Here is a 13,857-nt window from a genome sequence, read left to right as displayed (position 1 = left end):
GTTCAGCTCGTCTCGTCAGGCTCTTCTGGTAGTTCTGGACTTGGCCTCGTAGGAGTACGCCCGAAACCGGAGGACGAGGATGAGTGCGCGTGCGGTCATCTGGCTGTCGCTGGCGCTTGCCATCACGGGCTGCTCGACAACCCGGCTCGTACGTCTGGACACAGGGGATGGGCCTTCCAGCGTCCACACTCCGTTCACGGACGATGACACCGGGCCTGTTGAGCTGGACGACGATGAATTCGAAGAGGCCATGGTGGAACTCGCCCGGGACGTGCGGCCCTTCTCCAATCCCCTGCGCGAGGCCCGCCTGCGCTTCGGCGTCCCCGAGCGAAGCGGCGTGTACCTCTACCAGCCTCGCGGCACCCGGCTCATTCTCCAGGAAGAGAAGGACCCGGACGGCCCACGCCTCCTCGAGTCCTACGCGGATGATGAGCTGACGCGCGCCTATGGCCGCTGGTGCGAACGCAAGTCGCAGCCCGGCGACTGCCTGCGCCTGCTGGCCGAAGGCCCGCTGCTGGCCAGCGACGGCAAGTACTCGCTGGCCATGGCCATCGCCATGGACTCGGTGTGGGAAGAGACGGCCGAGGCGCTGGAGGACATGGCCGACCCGCAGGTGCTGCTGGCGACGGTGAGTGCCTCGGTCAGCATGTACCTGCTCCTCTGGTCGCTGCCCGAGCCGGTGAGCAAGGGCCTAGCAGCCCTGCTGACGGCTACGGCCATTGCCTATCTGGGCGTGGACACCGTGTGGCGCATTCTGGACGGGTGGATGGCGCTGGTGCGCACGGTGGACCGAGCCACCACCTTTGCACAGCTCAGCGAAGCGGGCGAGGCGTACGGCGAAGTCCTCGGGGAGAATGCGGCGCGAGTCTTCGTCATGCTGGCCACGGCGGCCATCGGCCATACGGCGGGACTGGCAGCGAAGGCTTCGAGGCTGCCGGGCTCAGCGCAGGCTGCGCTCGCGGTGGAGACGCAAGCGGGCTACCAGTATGTGGCCATTGGAGGCGTGCAGTCGGTGGCGATGACGGCCGAGGGCTTCACCGTCGCACTGGCGCCCAACGCGGTCGCCATGGCGGCCCGGGGTATGAGCGGCGGCCGTACCGAGGACCACCACCTGGCGACGAACAAGAACAGCGTCTCCACCGCGCGCGGCGGGCCCTGGACGCCGAAGTTCGAGAAGATTTTCAGGAAAGCCGGAATGGAGTTGAAGGACCCTGAGAACATCGTGCCCATTCCGGGCCACAAAGGGCCTCATCCGCAGGAGTATCACGACCTGGTCCACGAGCGGCTGTACGACGCAACCCGCCGTTGCCGTAACGTTTCTGAGTGTAGAGAAGCACTGACGAGAGCACTCAGACGGCTGGCTGCGGAAACTCGCACCGCGGGAACGCGGTTGAACCAGCTTGTCACCAAGGGCGCACAGCCCTAGATGCCCGCCATGACCCAGCGCTTCTTCAGGTTGAAGGAGGATGTCCAGGTTCCAGGCCGTTGGCATCTGGATGACCCTATGGACCAACATGGATGCGAGGTGGACGATCCGAGAAGCTTCAATGAGGGTCGTCCGGTCCATGTGGAGGGGCATCTGAAGATCCCTATCCAGCATGTGGGCAAGCCGCTGGATTTCACGCTGACGGCCCTGAGCGTTCCCATCATCCACGTCAGGGTCGCGGAGGTCTTCACGGAGCTTGCCCCTGACGACGTGCAGCTCATTCCCGTAGATATCCAGGGCTACCCGGACCAGTACCTGCTCTTCGTGGTCACGCAGCTCGTCCGCTGTATCGATGAGAAAGCGTCCGAAGTGCAGTTCTGGATGCCGGAGGATGGGCTGCCCGAGAAGGTGGGCCGGTATTACGCCGTCGACAACCTGCGCATCGACGCCAAGAGGACAGGTGACACCAAGGTATTCCGCACGGAGGGCTGGCCTCTGGCCCTCATCGTCTCCGAGGACATCAAACAGGCACTGGAGCGTGTGAAGGCCACCGGTGTGAAGTTCACGCCGGTGTAGCTCGTGCGACCGCCCCACACCCCTGCTGTCTGAAGCACCTGGATGCAGAGGTGTTGGGGTCCTGATGTCACCCGCATGGCTCGTTCGTGCTGACCGCCTCCCCAGACGCCTGGAGGCCACGGGGGCGCCGCATGCACAGCTCAAGCATCACTTCGTGGGCCCGCTTTGCCATGTCGTGCAGCTCCGCCGCCGCTTCCTCCTGGCCATAGGCATCGCCCTCTCCAAGCCAGCGGCGAAGGTCCGTCGCCAGCTCCCGCGCCGTCTGGTAACGGGCGTCCGGCCGGGGCTGGAGGAGCCTGCGCAGCACCAAGCCCAGTCCCTGCGGAAGCGGCTCCGTCAACGCCTCCAGGTCCGCCTGCGTGTAGGCCGCCGCGCGCCAGATGGCATCCGCCACCTGGGGTGGGCTTCCGGCGAGCAGGGCCCGCCTCACGGCACGCCGGACCCGCACGCGCTGCCTTGCCGACAGTGAATCCTTCATCTCTTAGCACCGGTGGACGCGGGTGCGCAGGTGGTGCACCTGGACGCCACGCAACTGGCAATGCTGCTGGACGGCATTGACGTGGCCCAGGTGAGGCACCAGCCCGCCTGGCCCCCCGGGCGCACAGGTACCTGACGCGCCCGGCCCGGGACGCGGTGCGGCGTGTTGAAGCTGGGGGCCGCGCGAGCTACCTCAGGACCACTTTGCCCCTGGCGCGAGGAAGCGGAGGACCTCAAGGAGCGCCTGACTTCGCTGGAGGAGAAGATGGCGGCGTTGGAGCGCCACGTCTTCGGCCGCAGGGCGGAGAAGCTGCCCACGGTGGCCGCGTCCGAGGCGGAGTCGAAGGCGGCCCGGGAAGAAGCGGCGAAAAAGAAACGCAGGGAGCGGGCCGCCCGGAAGGCGGAGGAGGCCCCCAGCGCGAGAGATTCGCCACGCGGTGCCAGCCGAGGAGCGCCTTTGTCCGGCGTGCGGCGGCGAGGACTTGAGGCCGCTGGGCCAGGGCCACACCTCCGTGGTGCACGAGCACATTCCCGCGCGCTTCGAGAGGCAGGTACACGTGCAGGAAGTCCTGGCGTGCACGTGTGGCCAGGGCGTCGTCACCGCCCCGCCTCCGGGGCCAGGGTGGTGAATAGGGAGAGTACGGCTCCGGCTTCCTGACCCACGTGGTGACGTCGAAGTGCGCCGACGCCATGCCGATGCACCGGCTAGCCCAGCAGGTGGAGAGAAGCGGCGTGCCCATGAGTCACAGCACCTCTTGCAATGAATTTCCTCGGCGGACGTGGTGTGGGCCGACGAGACGCCGCTGCGCGTGCTGGACGTGAAGAAGACGCGGCTTGGCTACCTCTGGACGTTCCTCACCCGGAATGAAGAAGGCCAGTGGCTCATTGGCTACCGCTTCAGACTAGGGCGGGCCAGCAAGGCGCCCAAGCAAGTGCTGGACGGCACCTCGGGCGCCCTCGTGGTGAATGCGTACACCGGCTACAACGTGGTGACGATGCCAACGGGCCGGGTACGCGTCGGATGCTGGGCGCACAGCCAACGCCGCTTTTTCGACGCGCTGGCCACCGCAGCCGAGGCGCGTGAGGCCTTGGACTTCATCCTCGAGCTCTACCACGTGGAGGCTCAGGCACGTGAGGCGGACGTTGTGCGCACCGCCGTCCACCGCGAGCTGCATCAGTTACGCAGCGCCCCCATCCTCGCGCGACTGCGTACCTGGCTGGAGGCGCAGGCGCCTCGACACCCGCCCAAGAGCTCGCTGGGGCAGGCCATCTCCTACGCGCTGAAGCAGTGGGAGGCCCTCACCCGCTTCGCGGACAAACTGGGGCTGATCGCCCGGGCTGAAGAGTCCGGCTCTTCCCCGCCCCGAAACCGTCATGGGCAGTGAATGCTGCCGTGTCACGGCACCGTTGCGCCTGCTTCGGGCGTGGCGAAGATGAACCGGCACCACAACGCCCGACTTCCCAACACAGGAGACTATCGACCAACACCACGTTCAGCTGATTATCGGGACGCGGAAGATGGGCAGCGTGGACGCGACTGGCGAGCCCCGTCTGTCCGCCTGTCCCCGCCCACGCGGAGCCCGCGTCCAGCGGTGGACAGGCGTGCGCCCTGGACGGACGCGGCGGTGGGGCACGGCGACTGCTTGGATGCTCGGCGCGCCCCTCGAAGGCCGCTAGGGTGCGACCCACACGCCTACACGAAGCATGGAGCGTCCCATGAAAGCAGTGCGGTTCTCAGCCTTCGGACAGCCACTGAAAGTGGTGGAAGTCGTGGAGCAGCCGGACGTGGCGCTGAAGCCGGGTGAGGCCCGGGTTGAAGTGCTGGCCACGCCCATCAATCCCTCCGACCTCCTCACGCTCAGCGGCCAGTACGGACAGCTCCCGAAGCTCCCCGCGGTGCCCGGCAACGAAGGTGTCGGCCGCGTCGTCGAGGTCCAGGACTCCAGCGCCGTGAAGACGGGTGACGTCGTATTCCTCCCGCTGGGCGCGGGCACCTGGTGCACCCAATTGGTCGCTCCCGCGGACTCGCTCCTGCGGGTGCCGCCAGGAACCGACCTGCGGCAGGCCGCCATGCTGTTCATCAATCCTCCGACCGCGGACCTGCTGCTGCGGGACTTCGTCGCGCTGCAGCCCGGCGAGTGGGTGATACAGAACGCCGCCAACTCGGCGGTGGGCCGCTCCATCATCACCCTGGCGAAGCAGGCAGGCTTCAAGACGCTGAACGTCGTGCGGCGTGAAGAACTGGCGCCGGAGCTCACCGCGCTGGGCGCGGATGCCGTGCTGCTGGACTCGGATGAACTGCCGGAGCGCGTGCGCGAGGTGACGGGCGGCGCCAAGGTCCGGCTGGCCATCGACGCCGTCGGCGGTGAGTCCACCCGGCGCCTGGGTGACGCGCTCGCGCGCGGCGGCGTGGTGGTGAACTATGGCGTGATGAGCGGAAAGGGCCCTCGGTTGTCAGCCGCCGCCACCATCTTCAAGGACATCACCCTGCGCGGCTTCTGGCTGGTGACGTGGATGAAGAAGACGCCGCGCGAGGAGCAGGGCGCCCTCTTCGCCCGGCTCGCGAAGCAGGTGGCGGAGGGCACGCTCCACGTTCCGGTCGAGGGAACCTTCCCCCTGGAGTCCATCCAGGAGGCCCTGACGCGCGCCATGGAAGGTGGGCGCGCCGGCAAGGTGCTCCTCACGCCCAACGGCCCACTCTGAGGCGCGGAGCGACGCCGCTCCGTCAGCCCCAAGGCCCCTGGAACAACTCCCCGAAGCGCAGGGTCAGCTCCGGGCGCCGCACCAGCAGCTTCCCCCACGCGGTGGCCTCCGACGTCCAGGTGGCCACCGACAGGCCGTGCGCCTCGAACACCGCCATCACGTCGTTGTTCACGCTCATGACCTTCAACAGCCGCGTGTAGTCCAGCAGCGTGCGCAGCCGGGCCTCCGGGAAGCACACCTCCAGGTCGAGCGGCTGCACCGGCCCGCGCGGATTCAGCAGCACCAGCGACGTGAGCAGCGGCGCAACCTCCACGCCGTGCGTGAGCGGTGGCGCGTCCACCTGACGTGCCATCAACTCCCGCTGGCGCGCCAGGTCCCGCTGGCGGGACGCCTCCACCATGCGCCGGAGCTCCGCCTCGCGCTCCTGGTCCTCCCGCTGCCGCTTCCGCTCGAGGTGCTCCCGAATCAACCGGACATCGACCTCGATGTCCTTCAGGAAATCGCGAGAGTGGCTCCGCTCGCTCGACGCAGGTGACGCGGCGACGACACGCTCCCGGAAGCTGGGGAACCAGGCCAGGAAGCGCTCCGCGTCCGGGACGAGCGCGTCGACGTCTCGCCTCACAGTCCCCGACAACACCGCCGCCGCGTATGACACCGCGAGCGAGGTGGCACGCGGTGACGCATCCACCCGAAGCTCCGCCGCCTTCCACACCGGTTCGAGGCGGCGCGACAGGTCCTCCGGGGGCGACTCACGGAGCAGCGCATCCACACGCTCCGGCAGTTGCTCCGGGTCCTCCGCCGGCCACCACGTCTGGAAGCACACCACCGCGTCGGGCTCCGCCGCCTGCTGCCGTTCCCAGAGTGCCGCCCTCCACGGCGTGAAGGTGGCCAACAAGTCTGTGCGCTCGTCCGGGTGCTGCTGGAAGCGCTGCCACACGGCGTCGATGAACACGGCCTGCTGACTGTCGCCATTCCACCCGCGCACCACCTTCGCCAGCGGCGCCAGCAGGCATTCGCGGCCCTCCCCCGTCCAGAGCGCCATCAACAAACGCGCGCCCTGGCCGGGAGCGAGCGTATCGCCCCACCGCAGCCGTGAGGGCAATGACAACACCGCCTCCAGCAACGGCTCCGTGCACGGCGCCTCACGACTCCACGCGTGCAACCGGAGTGCATCCTCCTCGCCAGCGAGCGTGAGGAACCGGAAGAAGGCCGCGTCCTGGAAGCGGCTGGCGCGAAGCGATGGTGGCTCTCGCGCAAGGGACTCGGACACCGCGGAGACGAAGGCGCGCGTCTCCTCCATGCGGTCCGCGTCCCGCGCGGCGGCGGCCCACTCGAGGAAACGAAGCGCATCCGCCGCGGAGAGCCGCGCCAGCCGCGCGAGCGCCCAATCCACCCACAACGCCCGTTCCTCCGGCGGCAACCCCGCGAAAGGCCGGCCATGGGCCCAGCCATGCAGCGCCTCCGCCAGTCCCCCTCCACCCGGTCCGACACGGCGAGCAACGCACTCAGCGCCCCCGGAGGCGCCTGCGCGGGCAACCGCCGCAACACATCGAGCGCGAAGTCCGCGTCTCCCCGCGACGCCATCCGCTCCAGCAACCTCACGGAGCCCCGCGACGCCAATGCTCGACGCGCCTCCTCGGCCCGCGCCAGGTCCGTGGACTCCACGGCCGCGAGGAGGCTGTCCTCGTCCTGCAAGCAGAGCGCGCATTCGAAGCGCAGGTCCGCGTCCGGATGGTTCAGGCCCTCACGCAGCGCGAGCAACAGGTCCGCGTCTGGCGCCTGCCCGGTGGCCCGCATCCACGCCACGGCGGCGCGCGTCCCCTGCTCCGGAAACCGGGCGAAGGCGGCGCGAGCGAGCCGCGCGATGCGCTCGGTGGCCACCCGGGCCCCGTGCGCGCGTGGCCACACCCGCCACCGGGTGAGCGCCAGCGCCGCCTCGCAGCCGAATCGGCCGTCATCCTCCAGACACGTCAGCACCATGTCGAGCGCTTCGTGCGAAGGCGTCCCTTCGTGGACGTCCACCAACGCGGCGAGCCACCGCGGCTCCAGCGCGGGAACGGCGGTATGCACCCCCTCCTCCAACTCGACGGCGGGCTCCTCCTCGGGCACATGCCAGGGAAGCCGCTGGGCCCACCGGTCCTCGACCGCCTCCTCGAAGCCCTGAAGAAACAACGCCTGCTCGTAGCGCCGCACGCCGACGAGCAGGCGCCGCACATAGGCCCACATCCTCGCGTAGCGCGACTCCAACCGCTCCACCATGGAGGTGGGGAGGAGCGACACCCGGTCCGCCAGCGCATACCGGTCCACCCCCGCGTGCACGAGCATCCGCGCGGCGCCATACCGCTCCGGAGGAACCGGGCCGCAGTCGCACCGAGGGCACAGGAGACCCGGCTCGTGGAAGCGCGTGCAGGCAGGGCAGCGGACCTGCGCCCCTCGGCGGGCACCATTCTCTAGCGGGGGATGCATGCGTCTTCTCTACACCGACTGGGGCCACTGCGCCCCACCCCTCAACCGTCGCGACGCAATGATGCGGCAAAGCCACACGGCACCCGCGAATCATTCGCCATGCCATGGCGCAGCTGTAACGCAAAATGTTTCAATTCCTCTCAACCTCCGCGCGGACCTGGGCGGCGCTCACTCCATCCGTTGCAACCAGTAGCTCTCACCCAAGGAGAAACACCCCATGAAGCAGACCTTTGCTGTCCTGGCGGCGCTCGCCGTATCGACCCTGGTGGCCTGTGGCGGCGTTGAAGCCGTGGAGCCACAGGAGGAGCTGGGCCAGGAGTCGAGCGCCCTCGTCTCCTGCTCGACGGAATGTACGACGGGCCCGTCGCTCTCCTGTTGGGGAACGACCTGCTCCGGGTCCAACAACCACTACGTCCAGTGTGACGGCAACTACCAGTACTGCCCCACCACGCCCCCGCCGCCGCTCGACTGCAGCCTGTCGCGAGAGGCGTGCGTGAACGTCCTCGGCCTCGCATGCTCCCCCAGCGGCTCCACGCGGAAGTGCTGCATCGAAGACATGCCCACCGGCAACTGCCAGTGCATGCACAACGGCCAGTGGACGTGCACCGTCCCCGTCGAAGACCCGTAGCCCCTCCCGAGACCTGACTGACGCATGGAAGTCCCAGGAACGGGCACGCTCGACGCGCCCGCTCCTCCTTTCTTCGCGCCAGACGCTCCCGGCACACGCCATGGGTTGAGCGCGCCGAAGGAAGTTGAAGGATGGCTCAGGTAGTGAATCCGCTATTTACGTAAAAATCTGGCTATCCATTGACACGCTGTCCATTGCTCGATATTTGTGATTCGCCACGAATGGGGGACCGTATCGAGCATCCTCAGGAATGCTCAGCGGCGTGGCTGCCCAGAACCCACACATCGTCACAACTGCGCTGGAGACCTCTCCACGAACAGCGGCCCCCTCCTTCCGGGCCGCCGGTCAGGATTCGTACGCTCGTATCCGCGGCTCGAGTGGCGCGGAGGGTGGGACGCGTCTGTCCGGCGGACGGAAGTGCCCGCCAGACGCGCACCAGGAAGCCACCGTCATGGACCCAACCCGCAATGCCTTTCCCGAGAAGAACCGCAATCTCGCCGTGGGCTCCGCCCGGCTCCAGGAAGTCGAGAAGGCGGTCCATTACTACGTGGACAACCATCACTGTGACGTCATTGGGCGGGTGTTTCACGGGATGCCAGGCCGGGAGGCGCGCGTCAGCTTCAGTCCGACGCGCCGGGATGTGAGGCTGAACGCGGAGGGGCCTCGGGACGTCCTCCACTTCGGCTCCTACAACTACTCCGGGCTGAACGGGCACCCACGCGTGGTGGCCGCGGCGGAGGCGGCGCTGCGCCGCTACGGGACGACGGTCAGCGGCGTGCGTCTGCTCAACGGGACGTGTGAGCTGCACCTGGAGCTGGAGCGCGCGCTGGCGGAGTTCCTGGGCTTCGAGGACTGCGTCACCTACAGCAGCGGCTACGCGGCGAACCTGTCCGTGCTGTCCGCGCTGTGTGGCGAGGGCGACGTAGTGCTGTCGGACATGCTCAACCACCAGTCCATCATCGACGGGCTGAAGCTGTCCGGCGCGGACATCCGCACCTACCGGCACAAGAGCCTGCGCAGCATCGAGTCCACGCTGAAGAAGCTGCCGTACGAGCAGCGCAAGTTCATCATCACCGACGGCGTCTTCAGCATGGACGGCGACGTGGCGGACCTGCCGGGCATCGTCGCGCTGGCGGAGAGCTACAACGCCTTCATCCTCGTGGATGACGCGCACGCCACCGCCGCCATGGGCCCCAACGGCCGTGGCACCCCGGCCTACTTCGGGCTCCAGTCACAGGTGGACGTGCTCACCGGCAGCCTCAGCAAGGGCCTGCCGGGCATCGGCGGGTTCGCCGCCGGTTCCAAGGCCACCATCGACCTGCTGCGCTTCGGCTCCAACGGCTACATCTTCTCCGCCTCGCTGCCGCCGCCCATCGCCGCGGGCCTGCTGGAGGGCATCCGCATCCTCCAGGAGCAGCCCGAGCTCCAGGAGCGGCTGCACCACAACGAAAACCACCTGCGCGCCGGCATCCGCTCCATGGGCCTGGACTGCATGAACAGCGAGTCCCCCATCATCCCCATCCTGATGCCCGCCTACGAGAAGACGTTCGAGCTGACGCGGCTGCTCCACCTGGAGGGCATCTACGTCAACCCGGTGGGCTACCCCGCCGTGAGCAAGAACCGCACGCGCCTGCGCATCAACGTCAGCGCCAACCTCACCCAGGCGGACCTGGACCGCTTCCTGGACGCGCTGGACCGATGCAGCCGCAAACTCAACCTCCAGGACGCGCCGCCGCTCCAGCAGACCGGCTCCTGAGCCGGCGCCCCACGCCACCCACGCCACTGGAAGACCCGCCATGGACCTCAAGGAACAGCTCCTCTACGGCCTGCCCGTGTTCCTCGCTCCCATCCTCATCGAGCTGGTGGTGGGGCTCGTGCGGCGCAAGCCGGCCTACCGGCTCAATGACCTGCTCACCAACGTGACGATGAGCCTGCTCACCGTCCTGGGCAGCGTGGTCATCGCGGGCGCCACCTTCGTCTTCTACGGCTACGTCTACAAGCACCACGCCCTCTTCAGCCTGGCGAAGGACTCCGCGTGGACGTGGGTGGTGGCCTTCTTCGCCTACGACTTCTTCTATTACTGGGCGCACCGGATGCACCACACCATGGCGTGGATGTGGGGCGTCCACGTCGCCCACCACTCCGGCGAGGACATGAACTTCGGCCTCGCGGTGCGGCAGAGCGCGCTGGGTGAGCTGACCACGTGGCCCTTCTTCGTGCCCATGGCGCTGCTGGGCATCGCGCCGGAGGTGTTCCTGGGCATCACCGGCATCCAGCTCCTCTTCCAGTACGCCATCCACAACACCTACGTGCCGCCGCTGGGCTGGCTGGAGTACGTGCTCGTCACGCCCTCCCAGCACCGCGTCCACCACAGCCGCAACACGCCGTACATCGACAAGAACTACGGCAACATCCTCGTCGTCTGGGACCTGCTGTTCCGCACCTACCAGCCGGAGCTGAAGGACCAGCCTCCCGTCTACGGCCTGCGCAGCAGCCTGCGCTCGTGGAACCCCCTCACCGCGCACTTCCACTACTTCGTGGAGCTGTTCCAGAAGTCCGCCGCCTGCGCGCGGCTGGCCGACAAGGCGCTGTGCTTCATCAAGGGGCCGGACTGGAACCCGCCGTCGCTGCGCCAGGAGCGCTTCAGCGGCCCCCCGGATGGCGGCCCGTCCGCCACCTTCGAGAAGTACGACCCACGCCTGCCCCTGCCCGTCACCGCCTACTGCGTGACACAGTTCTTCAGCCTGGCGGCCAGCATCCTGCTGCTGGCGTGGTACCTGGACACGCTCAGCCTCGTGGCCCGCGCCGTGACGCTGGGGCTGGTCCTCTTCGGTACCTGGAGCCTGGGCGCGCTGATGGACTCGCGCGCCTTCGCGTGGCGGCAGGAGTTCGCGCGGCTGGCGGGTATCGCGCTGCTGGGTCCCGCCCTGGCGCTGATGGAGGGCGTGCCGCTGGTCAGCGCGCTCCCCATCCTGCTCCACCCCGTCCTCAGCGCCGCGTGGCTGCTGCGCTTCCGCGCCGCGTTCCACGAAGGCGCTGACACCTCCACGCGAGGCTCTGGCGCCCTGGCCGCCTGAAAGCCCCGCCCCCTGTTTCGACGTCCCCAACCCACCCGAAAGACATGACCGCGTCCGCACCCGTCACCGGAAGCGCTCCCGCCTTCCACACCTTCCCGCGCCCCCTCGACGTGCGTTGGGTCGGCTCCATCAACGACATCGGCCGGGAGGACTGGCACACCTGCTTCCCACCCACCGACGTGATGCAGTCCTTCGAGCTGCACCAGGCCACCGAGGCCGCCAGCATCGAGGACGTGCGGTTCCACTACCTGGTCCTCCGGAACGAGGGCGCGGTGGTGGCCATCGTCCCCTGCTTCCGCTTCCGGATGTCGCTGACGGTCATCGCCCCGGAGAACGTCAACAAGGTGGTGTCCCAGGTCCGCCGCGCGTTCCCGGACTTCCTCTTCCTGAATGCGTTCGTCATCGGCACGCCCATCGCCATCTGCAAGGACTTGCTGGGCATCCGCACGGACCTGCCGAAGGCGCGGCGTGACGACGTGCTGCGCGCCATCTCCCGCGAGGTGATTGCCCGCGCCCGGCACCTGAAGCTGGGCCTGGTCTTCATGAAGGAGTTCACCTCCCAGAAGCTGCCCGAGGTGAAGGACGTGCTGTCCCCGCGCTTCCACTTCGTGGAGAGCGCGGCCACCACCTACCTGTACCTGGGCGAGCCCGGGAAGAGCACCTTCAAGGACCGGCTGCGCAAGAAGTACCGCTCCCTGATGAACAACCGCATGGCCCGCATCCAGGAGGCGGGCATGCGCTGGGAGACCGTCTCCGACTTCTCACGCTACGCCGCGCAGATGCACCCGCTGTACCTGCAGGTCCTCAACCGCTCGAAGATTCGCTTCGAGACGCTCAGCGTGGACTTCTTCGCCCAGCTGCCCCAGCGCCTGGGCGACCGCGTCTTCGCGCTCCTGTGCTTCAAGGGCGAACAGCTGGTGTCCTTCGAGCTGTTCCTCAAGGACGCGGAGTGGGTCCACCCCATCTACCTGGGCCTGGACTACCGCCTCCGCGACGAGGGCGCGCTGTACTTCAACAGCATCTACAAAATCGTGGAGGTGCTGGAGTCCCAGGGCAAGTCGGTGGTGCAGCTGGGACAGACGAGCTACGCGGTGAAGGCCAGCATCGGCGCGGTGGTGGACCGGCTGTACCTGGCCGTGCACCACACCCACCCGGTGCTGGACACGTTGCTGAAGCGCTTCGGCGCGGAGCTCTTCCCGCCCACGCCCCTGCCTCGCTCGCAGCGCGTGTTCCGGGACATGAAGGAGAACGACGACGGCCTGGCCCGCCATGGCATCCACTTCGAGCGGCTGGACGCGGAGGGCGACGAATGACGGCGAAGGCGGGCATCACCACGAAAGTCGTGCCTCGCATCCGGGACGTGCCCCAGGCGCTGTGGGACGACAAGGTGGCGCGGGGCCACCCCTTCAAGAGCGCCGCGTTCCTCTCCTGCCTGGAGGCCTCGTTCCCGGAGCGGAAGTTCGGCTACCTCATCGTGTCGCAAGGCGCGGACGTCGTCGGACTGGCGGTCATCACCGAGGAGCGCCTGGACTTGAGCCTGCTGCTGCCGGAGCAGGTGGGCACGCTTGCCCAGGGCGTGCGCAAGGTGCTGCCCGGCTTCCTGTCGCTGGGCCTGGGCATGGTGGGCACCTTCGAAACGGCGGAGCGGCACTGGTGGTACGACGCGCAGCGCGTTTCCGAGCATGACTTCGCGCGGGCGCTGCTCGCCGCTTGCGACGAGGTGTGTGGCAACGCCGCGCTGCTGCTGGTGCGCGACTTCATGGAGGCCCTGCCCGAGGACGTGCGCCTGGAGTCGTGGTTCCTCCAGCGGGGCTTCAAGCAGGTGGCCAACCACCCCATGGCCATGGTGACGCTGGACGGGCTGAGCAGCGAGGCCCACTTCCAGCGGCTGAAGAAGAAGTCGCGGCAGAACCTGCGCAAGAAGCTGAAGGACGCGGAGGCGCTGGGCTTCCAGGTGGAGCGGGTGCGGGACTTCCGCCCCCTCATCGACGAGTGCTACCCGCTCTACCTCCAGGTCCACGAGGGCGCGTCGGAGTTCAAGCGCAACCCATTCCCTCGGGCCTTCTTCGAGACCATCGCGGAGCGGATGCCCACCACCAGCAGCTTCCTCACGCTGCGCGACTCGGCCGGGCACCTGATTGCCTTCATCCTCACGGGAACCGGGGGCGGCATCAACAACCCCTTCTGCATCGGCATGGACTACGCCCGGACGGAAGGCACGCCGGCCTACTACCTGATGATGTGGAAGGAAATCGAGCACGCGGCCCGCACGGGATGCCGCGTGGTGGACCTGGGCCTCACCAGCTACTTCGTGAAGCAGACGGTGGGCGCGGAGCTGGAGGGCATGACGATGGCCGCCCGCATCCAGTCCGCGTGGCTGCGGCCCCTGCTCAATCCCCTGCTGCCCGCGCTGCTGAGCGAGAAGCAGCCGCAGGAGCGGCGGAAGTTCCGCGTCTCCACCTTCGACGACGACTCGCAGCCCCCCACTGACCAGGCCGCCTGAC

Annotated in this window: 14 protein-coding genes; 11 read left to right on the top strand and 3 right to left on the bottom strand. The window is 68.0% G+C overall.

Annotated features, from left to right (window positions below):
- Window positions 1-79: 79 nt before the first annotated feature.
- The gene (locus QEG98_RS04815; RefSeq protein ID WP_316565917.1) at window positions 80-1,426 is read left to right on the top strand and encodes an AHH domain-containing protein; all 1,347 of its coding nucleotides are present in this window, start codon (window positions 80-82) and stop codon (window positions 1,424-1,426) included.
- Window positions 1,427-1,435: 9 nt separating this feature from the next.
- Entirely contained in the window at window positions 1,436-2,002 is a 567-nt protein-coding gene (locus tag QEG98_RS04810) for an imm11 family protein (protein ID WP_316565916.1), read from the top strand.
- 67 nt (window positions 2,003-2,069) lie between these two features.
- On the opposite strand, the gene QEG98_RS04805 is transcribed toward QEG98_RS04810, so the two are convergent.
- Window positions 2,070-2,432 carry a hypothetical protein gene (locus QEG98_RS04805; RefSeq protein ID WP_316565915.1) on the bottom strand — a complete coding sequence of 121 codons (363 nt, stop codon included), beginning with the start codon at window positions 2,430-2,432 and terminating at the stop codon, window positions 2,070-2,072.
- Between the two features lie 484 nt (window positions 2,433-2,916).
- On the opposite strand from QEG98_RS04805, the gene QEG98_RS41650 reads away from it, so the two are divergent.
- The 4 genes from QEG98_RS41650 to QEG98_RS04795 all read left to right on the top strand — a co-directional run bounded on the left by QEG98_RS41650 (window position 2,917) and on the right by QEG98_RS04795 (window position 5,182).
- Window positions 2,917-3,108, top strand: coding sequence for an IS66 family transposase zinc-finger binding domain-containing protein (locus QEG98_RS41650; protein WP_410477952.1), 192 nt, complete (start codon window positions 2,917-2,919; stop codon window positions 3,106-3,108).
- A gap of 61 nt (window positions 3,109-3,169) precedes the next feature.
- On the top strand, window positions 3,170-3,301 hold the full coding sequence (locus QEG98_RS41645) for a hypothetical protein (RefSeq protein ID WP_410478056.1): 132 nt from the start codon (window positions 3,170-3,172) through the stop codon (window positions 3,299-3,301).
- Window positions 3,259-3,864, top strand: a complete 606-nt coding sequence (locus QEG98_RS04800) for an IS66 family transposase (protein WP_316565914.1) — start codon at window positions 3,259-3,261, stop codon at window positions 3,862-3,864. The genes QEG98_RS41645 and QEG98_RS04800 overlap by 43 nt, the downstream gene beginning before the upstream one ends.
- A gap of 331 nt (window positions 3,865-4,195) precedes the next feature.
- Window positions 4,196-5,182, top strand: a complete 987-nt coding sequence (locus QEG98_RS04795; protein WP_316565913.1) for a zinc-dependent alcohol dehydrogenase family protein — start codon at window positions 4,196-4,198, stop codon at window positions 5,180-5,182.
- A gap of 22 nt (window positions 5,183-5,204) precedes the next feature.
- On the opposite strand, the gene QEG98_RS04790 is transcribed toward QEG98_RS04795, so the two are convergent.
- Both QEG98_RS04790 and QEG98_RS04785 read right to left on the bottom strand, forming a co-directional pair.
- The gene (locus QEG98_RS04790; protein ID WP_316565912.1) at window positions 5,205-6,224 is read right to left on the bottom strand and encodes a hypothetical protein; all 1,020 of its coding nucleotides are present in this window, start codon (window positions 6,222-6,224) and stop codon (window positions 5,205-5,207) included.
- A complete protein-coding gene (locus QEG98_RS04785; protein ID WP_316565911.1) occupies window positions 6,224-7,648 on the bottom strand; it encodes a hypothetical protein in 1,425 nt (474 codons plus the stop codon). The genes QEG98_RS04790 and QEG98_RS04785 overlap by 1 nt, the downstream gene beginning before the upstream one ends.
- A 217-nt stretch (window positions 7,649-7,865) precedes the next feature.
- On the opposite strand from QEG98_RS04785, the gene QEG98_RS04780 reads away from it, so the two are divergent.
- From QEG98_RS04780 to QEG98_RS04760, 5 genes are all read left to right on the top strand, one after another.
- On the top strand, window positions 7,866-8,276 hold the full coding sequence (locus QEG98_RS04780) for a hypothetical protein (protein WP_316565910.1): 411 nt from the start codon (window positions 7,866-7,868) through the stop codon (window positions 8,274-8,276).
- Between the two features lie 451 nt (window positions 8,277-8,727).
- Window positions 8,728-10,032 carry an aminotransferase class I/II-fold pyridoxal phosphate-dependent enzyme gene (locus QEG98_RS04775; protein ID WP_316565909.1) on the top strand — a complete coding sequence of 435 codons (1,305 nt, stop codon included), beginning with the start codon at window positions 8,728-8,730 and terminating at the stop codon, window positions 10,030-10,032.
- A gap of 40 nt (window positions 10,033-10,072) precedes the next feature.
- Window positions 10,073-11,353 carry a sterol desaturase family protein gene (locus QEG98_RS04770; RefSeq protein WP_316565908.1) on the top strand — a complete coding sequence of 427 codons (1,281 nt, stop codon included), beginning with the start codon at window positions 10,073-10,075 and terminating at the stop codon, window positions 11,351-11,353.
- 44 nt (window positions 11,354-11,397) lie between these two features.
- Window positions 11,398-12,666 (top strand): GNAT family N-acetyltransferase, encoded by a 1,269-nt coding sequence (locus QEG98_RS04765; RefSeq protein ID WP_316565907.1) that lies wholly within the window; start codon window positions 11,398-11,400, stop codon window positions 12,664-12,666.
- Window positions 12,663-13,856, top strand: a complete 1,194-nt coding sequence (locus QEG98_RS04760) for a GNAT family N-acetyltransferase (protein ID WP_316565906.1) — start codon at window positions 12,663-12,665, stop codon at window positions 13,854-13,856. Before QEG98_RS04765 ends, QEG98_RS04760 begins: the two co-directional genes overlap by 4 nt.
- Window position 13,857: the final 1 nt, after the last annotated feature.

It is taken from the genome of Myxococcus sp. MxC21-1, from assembly GCF_032612255.1.
GTDB classification, from domain to species: domain Bacteria; phylum Myxococcota; class Myxococcia; order Myxococcales; family Myxococcaceae; genus Myxococcus; species Myxococcus virescens.
The sequence above is the reverse complement of the archived record's forward strand: the minus strand, read 5'-3'. Positions and strand labels throughout refer to the sequence as shown.

Coding starts and splice junctions, on each gene's coding strand:
- QEG98_RS04795 (WP_316565913.1), top strand. CDS start 4,196: ATGAAAGCAGTGCGGTTCTCAGCCTTCGGACAGCCACTGAAAGTGGTG.
- QEG98_RS04790 (WP_316565912.1), bottom strand. CDS start 6,224: ATGGCGCTCTGGACGGGGGAGGGCCGCGAATGCCTGCTGGCGCCGCTG.
- QEG98_RS04770 (WP_316565908.1), top strand. CDS start 10,073: ATGGACCTCAAGGAACAGCTCCTCTACGGCCTGCCCGTGTTCCTCGCT.
- QEG98_RS04785 (WP_316565911.1), bottom strand. CDS start 7,648: ATGCATCCCCCGCTAGAGAATGGTGCCCGCCGAGGGGCGCAGGTCCGC.
- QEG98_RS04810 (WP_316565916.1), top strand. CDS start 1,436: ATGACCCAGCGCTTCTTCAGGTTGAAGGAGGATGTCCAGGTTCCAGGC.
- QEG98_RS04775 (WP_316565909.1), top strand. CDS start 8,728: ATGGACCCAACCCGCAATGCCTTTCCCGAGAAGAACCGCAATCTCGCC.
- QEG98_RS04765 (WP_316565907.1), top strand. CDS start 11,398: ATGACCGCGTCCGCACCCGTCACCGGAAGCGCTCCCGCCTTCCACACC.
- QEG98_RS41645 (WP_410478056.1), top strand. CDS start 3,170: ATGCCGATGCACCGGCTAGCCCAGCAGGTGGAGAGAAGCGGCGTGCCC.
- QEG98_RS04780 (WP_316565910.1), top strand. CDS start 7,866: ATGAAGCAGACCTTTGCTGTCCTGGCGGCGCTCGCCGTATCGACCCTG.
- QEG98_RS04760 (WP_316565906.1), top strand. CDS start 12,663: ATGACGGCGAAGGCGGGCATCACCACGAAAGTCGTGCCTCGCATCCGG.
- QEG98_RS04815 (WP_316565917.1), top strand. CDS start 80: ATGAGTGCGCGTGCGGTCATCTGGCTGTCGCTGGCGCTTGCCATCACG.